The organism is Phenylobacterium sp. FG114, from assembly GCF_057809855.1.
On record NZ_JBMDKU010000001.1, the window covers coordinates 1 to 20483 of the forward strand.

Sequence of the window (20483 nt, forward strand, 5' to 3'; positions counted from 1 at the left end):
GCCGGCGGCGGTGGCGCGGCGGCGGCCTGAGCCGCGGCCTGGGCGGCGCGGGCGGCCTCGGCTTCGGCGCGGGCGCGGTCTTCGCGGGCCCGGCGTTCGGCTTCCTGCTGCGCCTGCTGGGCGCGAGCGGCCTCGATCACGCGTTGGCGAGCGGCGCGCTCTTCGGCCGAGAGGCCGTCGTTCGGCTGGGCGGCGGGACGCTGGCCTTGCGGCGGCGCAGCGGGACGCTGGGGCTCGAAGACGCGGCGTTCGGCATTGGACGGCGCGGCCAGGTTGCCGCCGGGCGCCTGGTGCGGACGCGCCCGCTTGGTCTCCACGACCACCGTCTTCGTCCGGCCGTGGCTGAAGCTCTGCTTCACCGTGCCCGAGCTGACCGACCCGCCGGTGCGGGGCTTGAGGGTCAGGGGCTTACGGCCGTTGTTGTTGTCTTCGCTCATTCGCTCGCTTTACTCAGCCCCGGGCGGATCCCGGACATCGGTCATCTATCAACGTCGAAGGGCGGAAAGCCTCATGGCTCCCGCTTGGCCTCGACAGGCTCCTCGCGCCAATCCTCAGGAAGGAGCGGACTAAATCCCGCCAGGCGCCGGACATCTTCGGCCCAACGCTCGGCGGCTCGCCCCGCAAGGAAGGCGGTGTGTATCACATTCTCCAGCCCTAAGGCCAAACCCAATTCGGCGGCGCCGAAGACACCGACCACTCCGGGAGCCGGAGACGCCTTTCGGGCCAGGGCCATGATCTTTCGCCGTCCGTCGGACGCGCCGTCCGACGCCTCGATCAGCCAGGCGGCCTTGCCTGACGAGATTGCGGAGGAAACCTTCTCGAACCCCGAGGTAAGATCGCCGGCGCGCCGCGCAAGGCCCAGGCCCGACAAAAGCCGCGCGCGCAGAAGGGCTTCGACCTGGTCGGCCAGCTCGGGCGACGCGACGACCTTGGCCTTGGCGGCGCGGGCGAATAGCCCCTTCTTCGCCGCCTGCGTCACCGAAGCGCGGTCGGCGGCGACCCACATCCCACGGCCCGGCAGCTTGCGCGCCAGGTCGGGCACGGCGCGCCCGTCCGGCCCCGCCACGAAGCGGATCAGCCGCGCCTCCTCCATGACCTCGCCCGAAACGATGTCGCGACGTTCCCGCGACGCCTCGGCGAGAGTGGCATGGGGCCTAGCGGCGGATGTCTCCATGGCGGGTCACCTCACCCTGCCTTAGGCGTCTTGAGCTTCGCCGGCGGCTTCCGCCTCGGCGACATGCTCTTCCGAAGGCTCTCCGTCGGCGTCCGCGAACACCTCCTCGCCCCCGTCTTCCTCGACCACCTCTTCCTCGGGCGGGGCCTCGACCCAGCCCATGGCGATGCGGGCGCGCATAATCAGCAGCTCGGCGTCGGCCGGCTCCAGGCTGAAGCTCTCGAGAATGCCCGGCTCGCGGACGCGCTCGCCATTCTTGCTCTCGAACCAGCCGCGTAGGTCGTCGGGCACCAGGCCGGCCAGATCCTCGACCGACTTCACGTCGCCCTCGCCCAGGGCCACGGCCATCGGCAGGGTGACGCCCTCGATCTCGAGCAAGCCGTCCTCGACGCCCAGCGCCTTACGCTTCGCGTCGTACTCGGCCGCTTCCTTGTCGAGGTATTCCTGGGCGCGGGCCTGGATCTCGGCGCCGGTCTCCTCGTCGAAGCCTTCGATCGAGGCGATCTCGGAGACGTCGACGTAGGCCACGTCCTCGACCGAGGCGAAGCCTTCGGTCACCAGCAGCTGGGCGATCACCTCGTCCACGTCCAGGGCTTCCTGGAACAGCGCCGTGCGCTCGGCGAACTCGCGCTGGCGACGCTCGCTCTCCTGGCTCTCGGTCATGATGTCGATCTGCCAGCCCGTCAGCTGCGAGGCGAGGCGGACGTTCTGGCCGCGGCGGCCGATGGCCAGCGACAGCTGCTCGTCCGGCACGACCACTTCGACGCGCTCGTCTTCCTCGTCCATCACCACCTTGGAGACTTCGGCGGGGGCCAGACCGTTCACGATGAAGGTCGCCTCGTCCGGGCTCCACTGGATGATGTCGATCTTCTCGCCCTGCAGCTCGGCCACCACCGCCTGCACGCGCGAACCGCGCATGCCGACGCAGGCGCCCACCGGGTCGATCGAGCTGTCGTTGGAGATGACCGCCATCTTGGCGCGGCTGCCCGGGTCGCGGGCGACAGCGCGGATCTCGATGACCCCGTCGTACACTTCCGGCACTTCCTGGGCGAACAGCTTGGCCATGAAGCCGCCGTGCGCGCGGGAGAGCAGGATCTGCGGACCCTTCGTCTCGCGGCGGACGTCGTAGATGTAGCAGCGGATCCGGTCGCCGATGTTGAAGTTCTCGCGCGGGATCGACTGGTCGCGGCGCATGATGCCTTCGCCGCGTCCCAGGTCGACGACGACGTTGCCGTACTCGACCCGCTTGACCGTGCCGTTGACGATCTCGCCCACGCGGTCCTTGTACTCCTCGTACTGGCGCTCGCGCTCGGCGTCGCGGACCTTGCCCATGACCACCTGGCGGGCCATCTGGGTCTGCACCCGGCCGAACTCGAACGGCGGCAGCAGCTCCTCGTAGGTCTTCCCGACCGCCGCGTCCTTGTCGCGCCGCTTGGCGTCGGCCAGGCGCAGGATGCCCGGCGGTTCCTCGACCGGGAGCTCGTTGCCGTCCTCGTCGAAGCCGCCGCCGAAAACGGCGTCGTCGGCCACAACGGTGATCACGCGCTTGATCGTGGTCTCGCCCGTCTTCGGATCGATGTGCACGCGGATGTCGTGCTCGGCGCCGTAACGGGCGCGGGCGCCCTTCTGGATCGCCTCCTCGATCGCCTCGATGACGATCTCCTTGTCGATCGCCTTCTCGCGGGCCACGGCCTCGGCGATCTGGAGCAGTTCGAGCCGGTTGGCGGAGATGCCAGTCACGCTCATGGGGTCGTTCCTCTATTCGGAAGTCTGTTGTTCGGTGGCGAGGCGGGCGGCGCGGCTCTCCGCCCCCCGCTTCATGAGATCGTCGTTCAGCACCAGCTTGGCCTCGGTGATCCAGGCGAACGGGATTAACGCGGTCTCGGCCTCGCCCTCCAGGTCGATGGCCACCTGGTCGCCCTCGAGGCCGACCAGGATGCCGCGGAACCGCTTGCGGCCCTCGGCCAGCCGGTCGAGCTCCAGCCGGACCTCATAGCCCTCGTAGGCGGTGAAGTCCTCCAGCCGGGTGAGCGGCCGGTCGATGCCGGGCGAGCTGACCTCCAGCACATACTCCCCGGTGATCGGGTCGGCGGCGTCCATCACCTCGGAGATGGCCCGGCTCAGGCGGGCGCAGTCCTCGACGTTCATGTCGCCGTCGGAGGGACGCTCGGCCATGATCTGCAGCTTGCGGCGCTCGTCGCCCCCCATCAGGCGCAGGCGCACGATGGCGTAGCCCGCCGCCTCCGACACGGGGTCGAGCAGCTCCAGCAGTTTCAGGTCCTCTGCGGTCTTCCCGCGCATACGAAACCAGGGCCCTAGTAAAGAAAAAAGCGGCCGGGCCGGAGCCCGCCGCTCGTAGGCGCCATACAGCGCTAACGGACGATGTTGATGGGTATATAGCGCCAGATCAGCGGCTTGTCAGCCCCGTCGATACGCAAGGCCAGCGCCGACGCGAGCTGTCAGTGTCGGACCGATCGAGATCTCACGCCGAGGATCAGCCCCCTCGATCTCCAGGCCAACCACCGCATCCTCACCCGCGGAGACCAACAAATCGGGACCTCCGCCAACGTATCGCCCACCGACCTCGGCCGGGAAACCGAGCAATCGTAGGTCGCGGTCGGCACGGTCTAGGTCGGACGCCGTCATCCGCACCGCCTCCAAGGCGAGACCGCCTTCGGGAGGCCGATGATAGAGCCCTCCGTTGTAGACCGGAGAGGCCCACGCCATCGGATCATCTGCGTACTGAATTACAAACAGGAGGCTGAGCACCCCTTGGCCTCGCGCGAACGACAGGATCGACCAAGGCTCTCCGCCCGCCACTTGCTGCGTCACGCGAGACCTCCAGCCGCACCGTTGAGCCAAGGCCGCGGCTTCTCCCACCGACCCTCGCAGCGCCAACAGGGCCATTCTGTTCACCTCCGAGCGATGCAGATCGATGAAGGGGCCGTTACAAAACCTCAGGCCTCGGGCAACGCGGCGGCCCTCAGGCGCATAGCCTTCCAGAATCGGACGCCCGGTCGCGTCGGCCAATCGCGCGAGGGCCGCGTCACGTTCCTTCAGCCAGACAGCGACGTGATCGACCGCGAACATGCCCTTCTACGCCCCGGCGGGATGCGAACGTGCTCAATAGCCCGGCGTCAAGGTGTAAGGGCTTCCCTTGTCCTCTTTCCTAGGCCACAGAGCGCGCCTTCCTTTGTGTGTCTCTCGCAGGACCCTCCTCCCATGGACCTCTCCAAGATCCCCGTCGGCAAGAACCCGCCGTATGACGTGAACGCGCTCATCGAGATCCCGCAGGGCGGCGAGCCGGTGAAGTACGAGATCGACAAGGAAAGCGGCGCGATCTTCGTCGACCGCTTCCTGCACACCGCGATGTTCTACCCGGGCAACTACGGCTTCATCCCGCATACCCTGGCCGACGATGGCGACCCGATGGACATCATCGTGGTGGGCCCGACGCCGGTTGTCCCAGGCGCGATCATCCGCGCCCGTCCGGTCGGCGCGTTGATCATGCGCGACGAGGCCGGTGGCGACGAAAAGATCCTGGCCGTGCCGGTCGACGCCCTGCACCCGTTTTACGCGGGCGTGGACAGCTGGCGTTCGCTGCCGGCCATCCTGACCGAGCAGATCGCCCACTTCTTCAAGCACTACAAAGACCTGGAGAAGGGCAAGAGCGTCGACATCATCCGCTGGGCCGACCCGGAAGAGGCCGGCGAGCTGATCCGCGGCTCGATCGAGGCCTACAAGACCGCCAACGCCTAGGGCAGGTCAGGCCCTGACGAAATCGAGGAACACCGGCGCGCAATCGCCGAGGCGCTTCTCCTCGTAGCGGGTCGTGATGTGGTCGGCCGGCGGGACTCGCCAGTCGTCCGCACGCCCGGCGGTCCAGGCGAAGGCCGGGTTGGCGACGAATCGCTCCAGCGCCTGGTCCACATAGCTCGCCACATCGCTGGCGAAGCGCAGGCGCCCGCCCGGCCGCAGCACGCGCGCCAGCTCGGCCACCAACTCGGGCTGGACCAGGCGTCGCTTCTGCTGGCGGGTCTTGGGCCAAGGATCGGGGAAGAGGATGAAGACCCGCGCCAGGCCGGCGTCGGGCAGGCGGGCGATCAGCTCGCGCACATCGCCGTCGTGCAGCCGGACGTTCTCCAGACCTTGTTCGTCGATATGGCGCACGGCGCTGGCGACCCCGTTCACGAACGGCTCGGCGCCCAGGATCAGCACGTCCGGGGCGCGGGCAGCCTGGGCGGCCATGTGCTCGCCGCCGCCGAAGCCGATCTCCAGCCACGCTTCGCGCGCGTCGGGCTTGAGCGCGGTGAGGTCCACCGGCCCGGGCGGCACGCGCAGGCTAGGCAGCCGCGTCTCCATCAGCGCGGCCTGGCGCGGCTTGATCGGACGGGACTTCAGGCGGCCGAAGGACCGGAGCGGCGGATGATGGTCGGACATGGCGGTTCCCTACACCGAAACGCAAACGGCGCCGCTTTCGCGGCGCCGTGGTCACGTCACGCGAGGTGAGAGAGTCTAGGCGATCGACTTCAGCGCGGCGGCGAGGTCGGTGCGCTCCCAGGAGAAGCCGCCCTCGTTGTCCGGCTGGCGGCCGAAGTGGCCGTAGGCCGAGGTGCGGGCATAGATCGGGCGGTTCAGCTGCAGGTGCTCGCGGATGGCGCGCGGCGTCGCGCCGCCGATCATCTCGGGAAGGGTCTTTTCCAGCTTGGCCGGATCCACTTCGCCGGTGCCGTGCAGGTCGACGTAGAAGCTGAGCGGCTGGGCGACGCCGATGGCGTAGCTGATCTGGATCGTGCACTTCCGGGCCAGGCCCGCGGCGACGACGTTCTTGGCGAGGTAGCGGCAGGCGTAGGCGGCCGAGCGGTCCACCTTCGTCGGGTCTTTCCCCGAGAACGCGCCGCCGCCATGCGGGGCCGCGCCGCCGTAGGTGTCGACGATGATCTTGCGGCCGGTGACGCCGGCGTCGCCGTCCGGGCCGCCGATCTCGAAGCGGCCGGTCGGGTTGATGTGCCACTTGGTCTTCTTGGTGATCAGGCCGGCCGGGATCACGCCCTCGACGTACGGCTTGATGACGCCTTCCAGGCGCTTCGGCGTGGCGATGTGCAGGCCTAAGCGCTTCTTGTGCTGGGTCGAGACGACGATCTGCAGGATCTCGACCGGGCGGCCGTCCTCGTAGCGCACCGTCACCTGGCTCTTGGCGTCGGGCTCGAGCACCGGGCATTCGCCCGAGTGGCGCACTTCCGACAGCTTCTTCAGGATGTCGTGGCTGTACTGCAGCGTCGCCGGCATCAGGGCGTCGGTCTCGTCGCAGGCGTAGCCGAACATGATGCCCTGGTCGCCCGCGCCCTCGTCCTTCTTCTCCGTCGCGTCGACGCCCTGGGCGATGTGGGCCGATTGCTCGTGCAGGTGGCAGGCGTACTTCGCCTTGTTCCAGTGGAAGCCCTTCTGCTCGTAGCCGATGTCCTTGATCGCGGCGCGGACCTTGGGCTCGAGCGACCGCACGATCTCCTTGGTCAACGCCTTGTTTTCGGCCTTGGAGCCGCCCGGCTTGCCGGCGCGGACCTCGCCGGCCAGCACGATCCGGTTGGTGGTCACCAGGGTCTCGCAGGCGACGCGCGCCTCGGGCTGGACGCTCAGGAAGGCGTCGACCACGGTGTCCGAGATGCGGTCGGCGACCTTGTCGGGGTGGCCTTCGGACACGCTTTCGCTGGTGAAGTTGTAGCTGGAACGGCTCAAGAGATAGCTCCGGGACGAGTGGTTCGGCTTGCGGTCCGGCCTGTAAGTCGGGCGACAGCCTATAAAGAAATCCTTATGTGATGCCAAGCGGGGCGGCTACTCCGCCGCAGCCCGCGGACGCCGCCGGCGCCGTCCGAGCAGCCACGCGCCAACCGAAAGGGCCAGGAGCCCGCCGAACGGCCAGTCGCCCACCCGGCTGTAGACGGTCGGCGGCGCCGGCGAAGGCAGGCGCGCGTCGATAACGCCGTAGCCGCCCAGGCCCAGCATGCGGTCCTCGATCAGTCGGCCCTGGGCGTCGATCACCGCCGAGACCCCGGTGGGCGTGGAGCGCACGATCGGCAGGCCCTGCTCGATGGCGCGGTAGCTGGCGATGTTCAGGTGCTGCCAGGGTCCGCTGGTGCGGCCGAACCAGGCGTCGTTCGAGATGTTGAGGATCCAGGCCGGGCGGCCGCCCCCGTCGGCGGCGAGGCCGGGGAACAACGCTTCGTAGCAGATCAGCGGCTGGACGGCCGGCACGCTCGGCAGGACCAGGGGCCGCGGGCGCGGCCCCGCGGTGAAGTCGTCGGGCATGTGCACGAGGGCGCGGATGCCGAGGCGTCCGGCCAGATCGCCCAGCGGCATGAACTCGCCGAACGGCACCAGCCGGAACTTGTCGTAGTAGCCGGCCACCCGCAGCGCGCTCTCGTCCCGCCGGAAGGCGACAAGGGTGTTGAAATAGCGATAGTCGCCTCGCCCGTCGGGTTCGGCCCGATTGGCGCCCATCAGGAGCGTCTGGCCGGGCGCGAGCGCGTCCCGCAGGCGGGGCCCGTAGGGCGAGCCCGGAGCGATGAGGTCGTCGATCACCGCCGGCAGAGCGCCCTCGGGCCAGATCACGACGTCCGGCGGCCGCTGGGCCGGCCGCTTCGTCAGACCCTCATAGGCCGAGAAGACGAGGTCGAGATTCTCGGGCTTCCACTTGTCCTTCTGGTCGATGTTGGCCTGGACGATGCGGATCACCGGCGCGTTGGCGGCGTAGAGGGTGTCGGGCGCCGCCGCGAGGCGCCCAGCGCCGCCGGCGTAGAGCGCGGTCAATCCGACGCCGGCGGCGACCATCAGCCCCGCCTGGGCCGTGCGGCGCACCTCCAGCATCAGCACGGCCGGCGCGGCGGCCAGAGCCAGGGTAATCCACGTCAGGCCATAGGCGCCGACCAGAGCAACGGCCTGCGAGGGCGCGCTACCGGCCTGCCAGGCCTCGCCGACGAGGTTCCAGGGGAAGCCGGTCAGGATATGTCCCCGCAGCCACTCCGCGGCCGCGAACACGCCGGCAAAGACCAGCGGTTTCCAGGCGCTGCGCGGCCGAAGCGCCCGATAGGTCAGCGCAGCCGCGCCCCAGAACAGCGCCAGGCCGCCGCCCATGAGCACGATGGCGAAGGGCGCCATCCAGCCATAGGTCGCCGCGTCCACCAGGAACGGCTCGCCGATCCACCAGGTCGAGATCCCGAAATAGCCCAGCCCCGCCAGCCAGCCGAGGAAGAAGGCCGAGCGCCGCGGCCGTTCGCCGTGGATCGTCTCCAGCCGCAGCAGGATCACGCTGAAGCCCAGGAGGCCGAAGGCGAGGCCGAACGGAGGATGGGCCAGGCCCGCCGCCAACCCACCCAGCAGCGCGGTCACCGGCGCATACCAGCGGGGACGCGTCACTCAGGCCTCGGCCGCGGCTTCGGGGACGCGGCGCACCCGCACGCGCTTCACGCGCCGGGGATCGGCCGCCAGTACCTCGAGCAGGTACCCATCGGGGTGCTCGATCAGTTCGCGCTTCTGCGGGACGCGACCGGCGAGCGCGTTGACCAGGCCGGCGACCGTTTCGATCTCTTCGTCCAGGTCCTCGGGCGCGAGGTCGGCGCCGGCGCCGATGGCGTGCTCCAATTCCTCTAGCGGCGCGCGGCCGTCGACGATCCAGCCGTCGTCGTCGGCCACGATCGGGAGGTAGCCCAGGTCGCCCTCCTCGTCGTGCTCGTCCTCGATATCGCCGACCAGGCTCTCCAGCAGGTCCTCCAGCGTCACCAGGCCGTCCACGCCGCCGAACTCGTCGATGACGAGGGCCATATGGATCCGCTTGGCGCGCATGGTGGCCAGCAGCCGCTCGGCCAGCATCGACGGCGGCACATAGAGCACCTCGCGCAGCAGGTTGCGGCGGCCCGACAGCACGTGGTCGTCCGGCTTGGGCTGGCGGGCCTTGCCGGCGAGCAGCTTGAAGACGTCCTTCACGTGGACGACACCCACCGGCTCGTCGAGAGTCTCCTTGTAGACCGGCATGCGGCTGTGCTCGGCCTCGACGAAGCGGGCGGTCAGCTCGGCGAACGTGCAGCCGCGCTCGATGCCGACGATGTCGGTGCGAGGCTTCATCACATCCTCGACGCGCAGGTCCTGAAACGCGCGCGCCTGGCTGACCAGCTGGCCGCCGGTTTCGGTGAGAGGCTCGGGCGCTTCGTCGGCGGCCGCCTCCGCCGTGCGCCGGAAGAAGTCGAACAGGGCGAGGAGCCCGCGCCTCTGCCGGCGCGGGCTCTGTCGACTAGGAGGTTCGGGGTCGTTCATGCTCTCCCTCGCCGGCCGCATAGGGGTCTGGGACGCCCAGACCGGCCAGCACCGCACGCTCGAGGCCTTCCATGGCCTCGGCCTCATCATCGCCGATGTGATCGTATCCGAGAAGATGCAACACGCCGTGGACCGTCAGGTGCTGCAAATGGTGGCGCAGCGGCTTGCCCTGTTCGGCGGCCTCGCGGGCGCACACGCCGTAGGCCAGCGCCACGTCGCCGAGGTGGTCTTCGGGGTTCGGCGGCGCGGGGAAGGACAGGACATTGGTCGCCGCGTCCTTGTCCCGGAACCGGGCGTTGAGCTCGCGCACGCTCTCGTCGTCGGTGAGCAGCAGGGTCACGCCGCCGGCGACGTCCTCGTGCGCCAGCGCCGCCTCTGCCGCCAAGCGCGTCGCCGCCTCGGCGTCCGCCAGCGCGGCCGTCCAGGCGTCGTCCTCGACCTCGACGTCGATCAAACCGTCCGTCCGTGCCGGGCCGCGTCGGCGTCGTAGGCGCGCACGATCCGCTCCACCAGCGGGTGGCGGACCACGTCCTCCGACGAGAAGCGAGTGATCCCGATGCCCTTCACGCCCTCCAGCAGGCTCACCGCGTGGGCGAGGCCGGAGTCGCGAGGGTTCGGCAGGTCGATCTGGGTCGGGTCGCCGGTGACCGCCATGCGCGAGCCCTCGCCGAGACGGGTCAGCACCATCTTCATCTGCGCCCGGCTGGCGTTCTGCGCCTCGTCGACGATGACGAAGGCGTGGCTGAGCGTGCGCCCCCGCAGGAAGGCGATGGGCGCGACCTCGATCTCGCCCTTCTCCCGCCGGCGGCGGAGCTGTTCGGCGCCCAGGATGTCGGTCAGCGCCTCCCAGACCGGGGCCATGTAGGGGTCGACCTTCTCGTTCATGTCGCCGGGCAGGAAACCCAGGCGCTCGCCGGCTTCGACGGCCGGTCGCGAGACGATCAGCCGGTCGACGGCGCCGCGCAGCAGCATGCCCGCCCCGTGCGCCACGGCCAGGAAGGTCTTGCCCGTGCCGGCGGGGCCCAGGCCGAACACCAGCTCGCACTCGCCCAGCGCCTGGAGGTAACGGGCCTGGGTCGCGGTCTTGGGCGCCACCTGTCCGCGGCGACCGACGGGCAGATTCGCGGCGCCCGGCGCGCCGGGACCGGATCGCGCCTGGCCGATGGCGACGCGCACATCGGCCTCCTCGATCTCCAGCCCCTGGTCGGCGCGTTCGGCAATCGCCTGCACGGCCTTTTTGGCCTGGGTGCGGGCCTTGGTGTCGCCCGAGAGCGACACGCCGCCGCCGGGCGTCTCGACCAGCACGCCGAACGCGTCCTCGATCAGGGCGGCGTGACGGCTGTTGGCGCCCGCCACCGCGCGCACGGCGGCGTCGGACAGGGCGATGAATTCGGGAGCTCGGCTCAAGCGCTTTCCATTTCAAGCACGCCGCCCAGACTGTTCTGGGCGGTCGTCTCCACCTTCACCGGAACGATCTGGCCCAGCATCCGATCCGGCGCGCTGACGAACACCGGCTGTAGGTAGGGGCTCTTGCCCACGAGCTGGCCCGGATGACGGCCGCGCTTCTCGAAAAGCACGCCCAGTGTCTTGCCAGCCTGGGCGCGGTTGAAAGCCAGCCGCTGTTCGTCCAGCAGGGCGTTCAGGCGCGCCAGCCGCTCGTCCTTCACCTCTTCCGCCACCTGGCCGGGGAGGGCCGCGGCGGGCGTACCCGGGCGGCGGGAATATTTGAACGAGAAGCAGCTCGCATAATCGACCTCGCGGACCAGCTGCAGCGTCGCCTCGAAGTCGGCGTCGCGCTCGCCGGGGAAGCCCACGATGAAGTCGCCGCTTATCGCGATGTCGGGTCGGCTGGCGCGCACCTTCTCGATCACCCGTAGATAGCTTTCGGCCGTGTGGGCGCGGTTCATCGCCTTCAGGATCTTGTCCGAGCCCGCCTGCACCGGAAGGTGGAGGTAGGGCATCAGCGCCTCGACCTCGCCGTGGGCGGCGATCAGGGCGTCGTCCATGTCGCGCGGGTGGCTGGTGGTGTAGCGGATGCGGTCCAGGCCCTCGATCCTGGCCAACCGCTTCACGAGCGCGGCCAGGCCGCCCTCTCCGTCGTAGGCGTTGACGTTCTGCCCCAGCAGCGTGACCTCGCGCACGCCCTTGGCCGTAAGGCTGCGCGCCTCGGCCTCGATGTCTGCTGCCGGCCGCGACCACTCGCCGCCGCGGGTATAGGGCACCACGCAGAAGGTGCAGAACTTGTCGCAGCCCTCCTGCACGGTCAGGAACGCCGAGACGCCGGTCGGACGGCGGTCGGCCGTCAGGGCGTCGAATTTCTCGTCGGGTGCGAAGTCGGCCGAAAGCCGCTCGCCGCGCGCCCGGTGCGTGCGGGCGATCAGCTCGGGGAGTTGGTGGTAGGCCTGGGGGCCGACGACCAGGTCGACCGCCGGCTGCCGCCGCATGATTTCCTCGCCCTCGGCCTGGGCGACGCAACCGGCGACCGCGATGGTCATCCGCGAGCCGCCGTCGGCCAGGCGGTCGTCACGCATCTCGCGCAGCTTGCCCAGCTCGGAATAGACTTTCTCGGTGGCCTTCTCGCGGATGTGGCAGGTGTTCAGCACCACCAGGTCCGCGCCCGCCGGATCGTCCGTCATCCCATACCCCAGCGGCGCAAGGACATCGGCCATGCGCTCGCTGTCGTAGACGTTCATCTGACAGCCGTACGTCTTGATGTAGAGGCGCTTCGTGGGCGCGGGCTCGGACATGCGGCGGTTTATGGGGTCGCGAAGGGGGCGGCGCAAGCGTTGGACCTCCTCTCCAACCACGCGTCGCATCGGGGGAGAGGGATCGCTGGCGGCTTCGCCCGCTACTCTTCTATCGGCATCCCGTAGAGCTCGAGCCGGTGATCGACCAGGCGGTAGCCGAGCTTCTTGGCGATCGCGACCTGCAGGGCCTCGATCTCCTCGTCCACGAACTCCACCACCTGCCCGGTCTTCATGTCGATCAGGTGGTCGTGGTGGTCGTCCGAGTGCTCCTCGTAGCGCGAGCGGCCGTCGCGGAAGTCGAGGCGGTCGATGATCCCGGCTTCCTCGAACAGGCGCACCGTGCGGTAGACCGTGGCGATGGAGATGTGCGGGTCCACGGCGTGGGCGCGGCGGTGCAGTTCCTCCACGTCGGGGTGGTCCGAGGCCTGCGACAGCACGCGCGCGATCACGCGGCGCTGTTCCGTCATGCGCATGTTCTTCTCGAGGCAGAGTTTCTCGATGCGGTCCGACACGTGGGCCTCTTGCTGGTTGTCGTGAGGATAGGTCTAGTCAGGTCCGGATGTAAGGTCGAGACGCATCACGAGGGCGTCGGCTCGGCCGTTGACGCCGCGGTCGTAGTAGGCCTTGCGCAGGCCGGCGCGCACGAAACCCAGCCGCTCGTAGAGCGCCACCGCGCCGGCGTTGTCGACATCGACCTCCAGGAACATCGCCTCGGCGCCCGCCTGGCGCGCCATGCCGATGGCGGCGGTCATCAGGGCCTCGCCCACACCGCGGCGCCGCGCCCAGGGCGCCACGCCGACGGTCAACACCTCGGCCTCCCCTGCCGCCACGCGGCAGATCAGGACGCCGGCCGGATCGTCGCCGCGCACGACGAGGCCAAAGATGCCGTCGCCGTCCAGCAGGTCCTCGAAATCGTTCTCGTCCCAGGGCGTGTCGAAGGCCTGGGCGTGGACCCCGGCCATGTCCGGCGCATCCTCCGGCTTCGCGGCCGTCAGCTTCATGGATCGCGGCCACCGGGCAGCTTGGCGTCGGGCGCGCGGAGATAGAGCGGCCGGATCGGGGCTGTCGCCTTGGCCGCCGCCAACCGCGCCACCGCGCGGGCGTCGCAGCCCTCCGGCGTCAGGATATCCGCCCCCGGCGCGGCGTCGGCCAGCAACGGTGCGCCGGAGCCCACCAAGGTCAGCGCCCGGCCCATGGCCAGTTCGGCCAGGCGCGCCGCCGCCGTCCCGATCGGCAGGACGTCGGGCGCCATCAGGGCGTGGCCGTCGTCGAAGACCTGCAGGTAGAGCTGGTCGCGGCGCGCATCGATGACGGCGGCGACCAGGCCGCCCGCTTCGGCGGCCAGCGCCTCCAGCGAGCCCACGCCCACGGCTGGGATCCCCAGCGCGGACCCCAGGCCCTTGGCGAAGGCCACCCCCACGCGCAGGCCGGTGAACGAGCCCGGTCCCACGGTGGCGCCGACCCGCTGCAGCCGCTCGAAGGGAATGCCGGCCTGGTCCATCACCGCCCGGGTCATGGGGGCCAGCCGTTCCTGGTGGCCGCGCGCCATGACCTCCGAGGCATGCGCCAGCACGGTCTCGCCGTCGAGAACGGCGACCGCGCAGGCATTAAGGCAGGTGTCGAGCCCCAGGACGATCATCGCCCCTCGGGTAGCCGTTTCCCGCTCTAGCTCAAAGCGCCTGTTCGACCGCGGTCACTTCCGGGACGTAGTGCTTCAGCATGTTTTCGACGCCGGCCTTCAGCGTCGCCGAGGACGACGGGCAGCCGGAGCAGGCGCCACGCATGTTCAGCCACACCACGCCCGTCTCGACGTCGAAGCGGTTGAACAGGATGTCGCCGCCGTCCTGGGCCACGGCCGGACGGATGCGGGTGTCGAGCAGGTCCTTGATCTCGGCGACGATCTGGGCGGTCTCGCCCTCGTAGACGCCGTCGTCGTGGCCCCCCGCGTTGCTGTCGCCCTCGTCGGCGAACAGCGGCCGGCCCGAGGTGAAATGGTCCATGATCGCCGCCAGGATGGGCGCCTTCAGCAGCGGCCAGTCCACGGCCTCGTGCTTGCCCACGGTGATGAAGTCGGGGCCAAAGAACACACGGGTGACGCCGGTGACCTCGAACAGCTCGGCGGCCAGCGCCGAGGCGGCAGCCTCCTCCGGGCTGCGGAAGTCCCGCGTCCCCTCGCCCAGCACGGTCTTGCCGGGCAGGAACTTCAGGACCTCGGGGTTCGGCGTGGCTTCGGTCTGGATGAACATGCGCCAGATGTGGCGCTGGCAGGCCGCCGGCGCAAGCGCGGCGAATTAGGCCAGGTCGATGATCTCGTCGTCGGTGAGGTCGCCGGGAACGATGGTGATCGGCACCTTGCGGCTCCCGAACTTCACGCCGTCCTTGGCGATAGCGCTGACCAGCGGGCCGGGACCTCGCCCGCCGACCGCGGCGGCCAGCACCATGATCTTGATGTCGGGATCCTCCGACAGCACCTGCTTGAGGGCGGCGCGCGTGGAGTCGGCCTCCTTGATCAGGAACTCGGGCGGCAGGCCGGTCTCGGCCTGGACGTATTCGGCGCTCTGCTGCAGCGAGGCCTCGGCCTCCTGGCGCTGCTGTCGGGCGATCTCTTCGCGCACGCCCGACCAGTGCTCGAACACCGCGGGCTCGATCACCTTGAGCAAGGCCACGTAGCCGCCGGTCGAACGCGCGCGACGGCAGGCGAAGCGCAGGGCCGCCTGGAACTCCTGCGTCTCGTCGGCCACCACGAGGAATTTGCGCCGGGTGCTCATGATCCGAGCGTGGCCCGGCGCAACATCATCCGCAAGTCAGCCTGCCCAGAAGCCTACGAGCTTCTTGACCTCGGCCACCGTCGGCGCGGCCAGTTCGCGGGCCCGCTCGGCGCCGGCCGTCAGAATCCGGTCGATCTCGGTGGGATCGGCCAGCAGCCGGCGCATTTCGCCGCCGATCGGACCCATGACCGAGACGGCCAGGTCCGCGAGCTTCGGCTTGAACGCCCCGAAGCCCTGGCCGGCGAACTCGGTCAGCACCTGGGCCTCGGTCTGGCCCGAGAGCGCCGCATAGATGCCAACCAGGTTCCGCGCCTCGGCACGGCCCTCCAGGCCCTCGGCCGTTTCCGGCAGGGGTTCGGGGTCGGTGCGGGCCTTGCGGACCTTGCTGGCGATCGCGTCGGCGTCGTCGGTCAGATTGATGCGCGACTGGTCCGACGGGTCGGATTTGCTCATCTTCGACGACCCGTCCCGCAGGCTCATGATCCGCGCGCCGGGCCCCTGGGTCAGGGCCTCGGGCAGCGGGAAGAAGCCTGGCGCAGCGAAGTCGTGGTTGAACTTCTGGGCGATGTCGCGGGTCAGTTCGAGGTGCTGCCGCTGGTCCTCGCCCACCGGCACCTTGGTCGCCTTGTAGACCAGGATGTCGGCCGCCTGCAGCACCGGGTAGGTGTAGAGACCGACCGACGAGCGCTCCTTGTGCTTGCCGGCCTTGTCCTTGAACTGGGTCATCCGGTCGAGCCAGCCGAGGCGGGCGACGCAGTTGAACACCCAGGCCAGCTCGGCGTGCTCAGGCACGGCCGACTGGGCGAAGATGGTGGCGACCTTGGGATCGAGGCCGGTGGCCAGGTAGGCGGCGGCGATCTCCCGGACCTGGTTCTTCAGCTTCGCCGGCTCCTGCCATTCGGTGATGGCGTGCATGTCGGCGACGAAGATGAAGGTCTCGATCTCGTGCTGCAGGCGCGCGAACTTCACCAGGGCGCCGAGGTAATTGCCCAGGTGCAGGTCGCCGGTCGGCTGGACGCCGGAGAGCACGCGTTCGGGGCCCGCGTACGGGGTCGGAGCTTGGTCGGTCATGGTGGTGGCTTCTCTAGGGAACGGACAGGCGGGCGCAAGCCCGGTTTTTCACGGGATGAAGGCGGTCAGCGCCATCGCCAGCTGAGACGTTCGAAAGCCATGGGCCAGCCGATACCGCCGGATCGGCCTCACGGCAAGTCGGCGGACGGGGCGGCGACGTCGCCCTTGCGCCGGCGGAACGCCGCCTTCGCCTCGGCCGGGGTCACGCCGCCGAACGCGAACAGCAGCACCGGATACAGCGCCGCGCCGGCGAGGCAGATGACGATCACCGTCACCTCCTTGGCGCCCGCGCCGCCGGTCAGCGCCGCCACCGGCGCCTGGATCGCCGCCCGGAAATGCGAAGCCAGGGCGACTGCGGCGCCCAGGCCCACGCTGGCCAGCGTGACGCGGATCACCTTGCCGGTCGCCCGCGCCGTGGGCGTCCACTGCCCCTTGCGGCGCAGGTAGACCAGCATCTGCAGGACGGTGATCCACGAGGCCGCCGCGGTGGCGAAGGCGATGCCCTGGAAGCCCAGGGTGAAGAACAGCGCCACACCCAGCGCGATGTTCACCGCCACCGAGACAAGCGAATAGACCATCGGCGTGCGGGTGTCGCCGCGAGCGAAGAACGCCGGCTGCAGGATCTTGATCAGCACGAAGGCCGGCACGCCCCAGCCGTAGTGGAAGAGGAGCTTCGCCGAGTCGGCCGCGTCCTGGCTGGTGAACGCGCCCCGGGCGAAGAAGCCGTCGGTCAGGTAGAACGGCATGCCCATAAGCGCCGCGGCCGCCGGCAAGCTAAGCGCCAGGCCGAACACCACCGCCTGATCCATGGCGGCCTGGGCGTCGTCGTGGTCCTTCTGCTGTAGCGCGGTCGAGAGTCGGGGCAGCAGCGCTACGCCGATCGCGACGCCCACGAGGCTGAGGGGCAGCTGATAGAACCGCTCGGCCACGTTCAGCCAGACCCGCATGCCGGCGACCTGGCTGGCCAGCATGGCCGAGATGAACAGGTTGATCTGGGTGGCGCTGGAGGCGATCACGCCCGGCACCATCCGGCGCACCAGGCCCTTCACCTCGGGCGTGAAACGCAGCGCCTTTGGCGTGATCCGCGCGCCGGATCTTCGCGCACCCCACCAGCATAGGGCGGCCTGGCTGACGCCCGCGATCAGGACGCCCCACGAGGCGGCGTAGGCAGCGGTGGTCGGGTCCTTCTGCGGCAGGACGATGGCCAGCATCACCACGTTCAGCACCGTGGGATAGAAGCCGTAGATGATGAACCGCCCCCGCGCCTGCAGGGTGCCGGCGAACAGGGCTGCGATCACCATGCAGGGCAGGTAGGGCATGGTGATCTGGGTGAGGATCACCGCCAGCTTGAACTTCGCGGGATCGTCCAGGAAGCCATAGCTGTAGACCGTCATGATCCACGGCATGGCGAGCTGGCAGACGACCGTGATGGCGATGGTGGCCGCGGCCATGGTGGCCAGCGCGTCGGCGGCGAAGCGGTCGGCGGCCTCCTTGCCCTCGGCGACCAGCCGCTTGGAATAGTCGGGGACGAAGGCCGCGGCGAAGGCGCCCTCGGCGAACATCCGGCGGAACAGGTTCGGGAAGGTCAGCGCCGTGTAGTAGGCGTCGGCCGCGATGGTCTGGCTGGCGCCCAGGCGCGCGGTGATCACCAGGTCGCGCGCCAGGCCTAGGAACCGGCTGACCAGCGTCAGGCCCGAGAAGATGGCCGACGACCGAAGGAGCCCGCCCTTCTTGGCGGGAGGCGGGGCGTCGGCGGGGGTCTCGGTCACGGGGCCTTAGGAACGCTGCGTCGGAAGGCGCGTCAACCTAGCCGCTCGCTTGCCTCGCCGCGTGTGGAATCTTGATGCAGGATCGGCGTGGTCGGTTAGGGTTCTAAGAAATCGCGCCGGGGAGGACGCCATGGGACTGAAGGTCATCGGATCCGGCCTTGGACGGACCGGCACGCTGTCGACCAAGCTGGCGCTGGAACAGCTCGGCTTCGGCCCGACGCACCACATGGTCGAAGTGTTCATGCACCCCGAGACGGTGCCGCTGTGGGTCGAAGCGGGCAACGGCCGCCCGCTGTGGGACGCGATCTTCGAGGGCTACGGCTCGATGGTCGACCATCCGGGTTGCTGCTACTGGCGCGAGCTGACGGAGCACTATCCGGACGCCAAGGTGCTGCACACGGTCCGCGATCCGGACAAGTGGTTCGATTCCACCCAGGCCACGATCTTCAACCCCGAACGCCCGCCGCCCCCCGAGGGTACGCCGATGCGGCCGTTCTTCAACCAGCTCAACGCCTGGTACGGCGGCGACATGCACGACCGCGCCTTCATGACCGACTTCTTCCGCCGCCATACCGAACGCGTGGTCGCCGGCGTGCCGAAGGATCGGCTGCTGGTGTTTGAGGTTTCCCAAGGCTGGGCGCCGCTGTGCGAATTCCTCGGCGTGCCGGTCCCGGACACGCCGTTCCCGCGCGAGAACTCAACCGACGACTTCAAGGCCAACCTGTCCGGCGCCCGCAAGCCCGAGGACATGCGCGCCATGCTGGACAGGGCGAAGGCGTAGGCGTTCGCCCTCAGCCGTTCGACCGACCCTTGCCCTTCTTGGGCGGGGGACCCTTCCGAGGACCATCGGCACGCGGGCCGGGGCGCGGACCACGCGGCGGCGGGCCGTCGCGGCGCGGACCGCTTGGCCGGGGACCGTCGCGGCGGGGGCCGCTCGGGTGCGGGCCCAGGCCGCGCTCGGCGCGCGACGGCGGCGCGGCGCCGGGTGGGCTGGACGGGTTAATGCGGATTTCGCCGGATTCCGACGCGGCGCGGATCGCCTCGCCGAAGCGGCCCGCGGCCTCGGGACTGATCTCGAACTTCGTCTCGTGGTCGAAGATGCGGATGACGCCGATGTCCTTCTTGGTCACGTGGCCCAGACGGCAGATCAGCGGCACCAGCCACTTGGGGTCGGCGTTCTTCGAGCGGCCCACCGGCAGGCGGAACCACGCGCCGTCGCTGATCTGGGCCACGTCCGTGCGCGGACGCTCCTGACGCGGCGGACGCGGGCCGCGATCGGCGCCGCGCTCCGGCCCCCGATGATCCGGCACGTCGCCGAACATTTCCTCCGGAGCCGGCAGCCGCGAGCGGTGCAGGCGGATCAGGGCGGCGGCCACGGCCTCGGGGCTGCGGTCGGCCAGCAGGCGGCCGGCCAATTCCAGTTCCTCGGGCGACGGCGTCTCGTTCAGCAGCGGATCTTCCAGCAGCCGGGCCTGATCCTTCTCGCGGATCTCCTCGGCCAGCGGCGCGCCCGACCATTCGGCGTTCAGGTTGGCGACCTGCAGCAGTCGCTCGGCCTGACGGCGCTTGGTGTAGGGCACGATCAGCACCGAGGTGCCCTTGCGCCCGGCGCGACCGGTCCGGCCTGAGCGGTGCAGCAGGGCGGCCGTATTGGTCGGAAGGTCGGCGTGGATCACCAGGCCCAGTTCCGGCAGGTCGAGGCCGCGGGCGGCGACGTCGGTGGCGATACAGGCGCGGGCATGGCCGTCGCGCAGCGACTGCAAGGCGTCCGAGCGTTCCTTCTGCGACAGCTCGCCCGAGAGTTGGACCACCGCGAAGCCGCGCTCGCGCAGGCTGCCGTACAGGTGCCGCACCCGCTCGCGCGTGGCGCAGAAGATCAGCGAGCCCGGGCTCTCGAAGTAGCGCAGCAGGTTGACCACCGCGTTCTCCACCTCGTTCGGCGCCACGCGCACGGCGCGGTACTCGATGTCGCCGTGGGCCTCGTCGCGGCGGATCGTGTCGATCCGCACGGCGTCCTTCTGGTAGCGCTTCGCCAGCGCGGCGATGTCCTTGGCGATGGTCGCCGAGAACAGGAAGGTGCGGCGATCGGCGGGCGTAGAATCGAGGATCTCTTCCAGGTCTTCGCGGAAGCCCATGTCGAGCATCTCGTCGGCCTCGTCGAGGACCACGACCTTCAGCGCCGTGAGGTCCAGGTTGCCGCGCTCGATGTGGTCGCGCAGGCGGCCGGGCGTGCCGACGACGATATGCGCGCCGACGCCCAGCGCCCGCTGTTCCTGGCGCGCGTCCATGCCGCCCACGCAGGTGACGACCCGCGCGCCGGCGGCGGCGTAGAGCCAGGTCAACTCGCGGCTGACCTGCAGCGCCAGTTCGCGGGTGGGCGCGATGGCCAGGCAGAGCGGCGCGCCGGCCCGGTCGAAGCGTTCGGCGTCGCCCAGCAGCGGCGCTGCGGCGGCGAGGCCGAAGGCGACGGTCTTGCCCGATCCGGTCTGCGCCGAGACCAGCAGGTCGCGGTTGGCTTCGGCGGCAAGAACGGCCTCCTGCACGGGCGTCGGCTCGCGATAGCCCTGGGCGCCGAGCGCCTGGGCGAGCGCCGGATGGGTGGTCGGGAATGGCATGGAAAGTCCTTAGTCGCGCTTCGGGCGCGAAA

The 20483-nt window shown here is 69.9% G+C and carries 22 protein-coding genes; 2 read left to right on the forward strand and 20 right to left on the reverse strand.

The window, feature by feature from the left end:
- The 5 genes from ACODSY_RS00005 to ACODSY_RS00025 all read right to left on the reverse strand — a co-directional run.
- Positions 1-437: IF-2-associated domain-containing protein (locus ACODSY_RS00005; protein WP_488949571.1), on the reverse strand; the 437-nt coding region annotated here is incomplete at its 3' end.
- A 71-nt stretch (positions 438-508) separates the two neighbouring features.
- Positions 509-1174 (reverse strand): RNA-binding protein, encoded by a 666-nt coding sequence (locus ACODSY_RS00010; RefSeq protein WP_488949572.1) that lies wholly within the window; start codon positions 1172-1174, stop codon positions 509-511.
- A 21-nt stretch (positions 1175-1195) separates the two neighbouring features.
- Positions 1196-2920, reverse strand: a complete 1725-nt coding sequence (nusA, locus tag ACODSY_RS00015) for a transcription termination factor NusA (RefSeq protein ID WP_488949573.1) — start codon at positions 2918-2920, stop codon at positions 1196-1198.
- A 12-nt stretch (positions 2921-2932) separates the two neighbouring features.
- Positions 2933-3475, reverse strand: coding sequence for a ribosome maturation factor RimP (gene rimP, locus ACODSY_RS00020; protein ID WP_488949574.1), 543 nt, complete (start codon positions 3473-3475; stop codon positions 2933-2935).
- A 117-nt stretch (positions 3476-3592) separates the two neighbouring features.
- Positions 3593-4264: a hypothetical protein gene (locus ACODSY_RS00025; RefSeq protein ID WP_488949575.1), complete on the reverse strand. Its 672-nt coding sequence runs from the start codon at positions 4262-4264 to the stop codon at positions 3593-3595.
- 132 nt (positions 4265-4396) lie between these two features.
- Between ACODSY_RS00025 and ppa the strand changes: the two genes are divergently transcribed.
- Positions 4397-4933, forward strand: coding sequence for an inorganic diphosphatase (gene ppa, locus ACODSY_RS00030; protein ID WP_488949576.1), 537 nt, complete (start codon positions 4397-4399; stop codon positions 4931-4933).
- 6 nt (positions 4934-4939) lie between these two features.
- On the opposite strand, the gene trmB is transcribed toward ppa, so the two are convergent.
- The 14 genes from trmB to murJ all read right to left on the reverse strand — a co-directional run bounded on the left by trmB (position 4940) and on the right by murJ (position 17836).
- A complete protein-coding gene (trmB, locus tag ACODSY_RS00035) occupies positions 4940-5614 on the reverse strand; it encodes a tRNA (guanosine(46)-N7)-methyltransferase TrmB (RefSeq protein WP_488949577.1) in 675 nt (224 codons plus the stop codon).
- Positions 5615-5689: 75 nt separating this feature from the next.
- Entirely contained in the window at positions 5690-6910 is a 1221-nt protein-coding gene (gene metK, locus ACODSY_RS00040) for a methionine adenosyltransferase (RefSeq protein WP_488949578.1), read from the reverse strand.
- A 96-nt stretch (positions 6911-7006) separates the two neighbouring features.
- Positions 7007-8587: an apolipoprotein N-acyltransferase gene (lnt, locus tag ACODSY_RS00045; RefSeq protein WP_488949579.1), complete on the reverse strand. Its 1581-nt coding sequence runs from the start codon at positions 8585-8587 to the stop codon at positions 7007-7009.
- Positions 8588-9481 carry a transporter associated domain-containing protein gene (locus ACODSY_RS00050; protein ID WP_488949580.1) on the reverse strand — a complete coding sequence of 298 codons (894 nt, stop codon included), beginning with the start codon at positions 9479-9481 and terminating at the stop codon, positions 8588-8590.
- Positions 9459-9935, reverse strand: coding sequence for an rRNA maturation RNase YbeY (ybeY, locus tag ACODSY_RS00055; protein WP_488949581.1), 477 nt, complete (start codon positions 9933-9935; stop codon positions 9459-9461). The genes ACODSY_RS00050 and ybeY overlap by 23 nt, the downstream gene beginning before the upstream one ends.
- Positions 9932-10888, reverse strand: a complete 957-nt coding sequence (locus tag ACODSY_RS00060; RefSeq protein WP_488949582.1) for a PhoH family protein — start codon at positions 10886-10888, stop codon at positions 9932-9934. Before ACODSY_RS00060 ends, ybeY begins: the two co-directional genes overlap by 4 nt.
- A complete protein-coding gene (gene miaB, locus ACODSY_RS00065; RefSeq protein ID WP_488949583.1) occupies positions 10885-12228 on the reverse strand; it encodes a tRNA (N6-isopentenyl adenosine(37)-C2)-methylthiotransferase MiaB in 1344 nt (447 codons plus the stop codon). The genes ACODSY_RS00060 and miaB overlap by 4 nt, the downstream gene beginning before the upstream one ends.
- A 101-nt stretch (positions 12229-12329) precedes the next feature.
- Positions 12330-12701, reverse strand: coding sequence for a Fur family transcriptional regulator (locus ACODSY_RS00070; protein WP_488950138.1), 372 nt, complete (start codon positions 12699-12701; stop codon positions 12330-12332).
- Between the two features lie 72 nt (positions 12702-12773).
- Entirely contained in the window at positions 12774-13229 is a 456-nt protein-coding gene (gene rimI / locus ACODSY_RS00075; protein WP_488949584.1) for a ribosomal protein S18-alanine N-acetyltransferase, read from the reverse strand.
- On the reverse strand, positions 13226-13864 hold the full coding sequence (gene tsaB / locus ACODSY_RS00080) for a tRNA (adenosine(37)-N6)-threonylcarbamoyltransferase complex dimerization subunit type 1 TsaB (protein WP_488950139.1): 639 nt from the start codon (positions 13862-13864) through the stop codon (positions 13226-13228). The genes rimI and tsaB overlap by 4 nt, the downstream gene beginning before the upstream one ends.
- Positions 13865-13898: 34 nt before the next feature.
- Entirely contained in the window at positions 13899-14474 is a 576-nt protein-coding gene (locus ACODSY_RS00085) for a NifU family protein (RefSeq protein ID WP_488949585.1), read from the reverse strand.
- A 45-nt stretch (positions 14475-14519) separates the two neighbouring features.
- Positions 14520-14996, reverse strand: a complete 477-nt coding sequence (locus tag ACODSY_RS00090; protein ID WP_488949586.1) for a universal stress protein — start codon at positions 14994-14996, stop codon at positions 14520-14522.
- Between the two features lie 36 nt (positions 14997-15032).
- Positions 15033-16067, reverse strand: a complete 1035-nt coding sequence (trpS, locus tag ACODSY_RS00095; protein ID WP_488949587.1) for a tryptophan--tRNA ligase — start codon at positions 16065-16067, stop codon at positions 15033-15035.
- 128 nt (positions 16068-16195) lie between these two features.
- Positions 16196-17836, reverse strand: coding sequence for a murein biosynthesis integral membrane protein MurJ (murJ, locus tag ACODSY_RS00100; RefSeq protein ID WP_488949588.1), 1641 nt, complete (start codon positions 17834-17836; stop codon positions 16196-16198).
- A gap of 130 nt (positions 17837-17966) precedes the next feature.
- Between murJ and ACODSY_RS00105 the strand changes: the two genes are divergently transcribed.
- Positions 17967-18617 (forward strand): sulfotransferase family protein, encoded by a 651-nt coding sequence (locus tag ACODSY_RS00105; protein WP_488949589.1) that lies wholly within the window; start codon positions 17967-17969, stop codon positions 18615-18617.
- A gap of 10 nt (positions 18618-18627) precedes the next feature.
- Here the strand turns inward: ACODSY_RS00105 and ACODSY_RS00110 are convergent, their stop codons facing one another.
- Positions 18628-20451, reverse strand: coding sequence for a DEAD/DEAH box helicase (locus tag ACODSY_RS00110; protein ID WP_488949590.1), 1824 nt, complete (start codon positions 20449-20451; stop codon positions 18628-18630).
- Positions 20452-20483: the final 32 nt, after the last annotated feature.

Bases quoted from the DNA above. Each gene is read 5' to 3' on its own strand.
- ACODSY_RS00010 (WP_488949572.1), bottom strand. From the start codon at position 1,174: ATGGAGACATCCGCCGCTAGGCCCCATGCCACTCTCGCCGAGGCGTCG.
- nusA (WP_488949573.1), bottom strand. From the start codon at position 2,920: ATGAGCGTGACTGGCATCTCCGCCAACCGGCTCGAACTGCTCCAGATC.
- rimP (WP_488949574.1), bottom strand. From the start codon at position 3,475: ATGCGCGGGAAGACCGCAGAGGACCTGAAACTGCTGGAGCTGCTCGAC.
- ACODSY_RS00025 (WP_488949575.1), bottom strand. From the start codon at position 4,264: ATGTTCGCGGTCGATCACGTCGCTGTCTGGCTGAAGGAACGTGACGCG.
- ppa (WP_488949576.1), top strand. From the start codon at position 4,397: ATGGACCTCTCCAAGATCCCCGTCGGCAAGAACCCGCCGTATGACGTG.
- trmB (WP_488949577.1), bottom strand. From the start codon at position 5,614: ATGTCCGACCATCATCCGCCGCTCCGGTCCTTCGGCCGCCTGAAGTCC.
- ACODSY_RS00050 (WP_488949580.1), bottom strand. From the start codon at position 9,481: ATGAACGACCCCGAACCTCCTAGTCGACAGAGCCCGCGCCGGCAGAGG.
- miaB (WP_488949583.1), bottom strand. From the start codon at position 12,228: ATGTCCGAGCCCGCGCCCACGAAGCGCCTCTACATCAAGACGTACGGC.
- ACODSY_RS00070 (WP_488950138.1), bottom strand. From the start codon at position 12,701: ATGCGCATGACGGAACAGCGCCGCGTGATCGCGCGCGTGCTGTCGCAG.
- rimI (WP_488949584.1), bottom strand. From the start codon at position 13,229: ATGAAGCTGACGGCCGCGAAGCCGGAGGATGCGCCGGACATGGCCGGG.
- ACODSY_RS00085 (WP_488949585.1), bottom strand. From the start codon at position 14,474: ATGTTCATCCAGACCGAAGCCACGCCGAACCCCGAGGTCCTGAAGTTC.
- ACODSY_RS00090 (WP_488949586.1), bottom strand. From the start codon at position 14,996: ATGAGCACCCGGCGCAAATTCCTCGTGGTGGCCGACGAGACGCAGGAG.
- trpS (WP_488949587.1), bottom strand. From the start codon at position 16,067: ATGACCGACCAAGCTCCGACCCCGTACGCGGGCCCCGAACGCGTGCTC.
- ACODSY_RS00105 (WP_488949589.1), top strand. From the start codon at position 17,967: ATGGGACTGAAGGTCATCGGATCCGGCCTTGGACGGACCGGCACGCTG.
- ACODSY_RS00110 (WP_488949590.1), bottom strand. From the start codon at position 20,451: ATGCCATTCCCGACCACCCATCCGGCGCTCGCCCAGGCGCTCGGCGCC.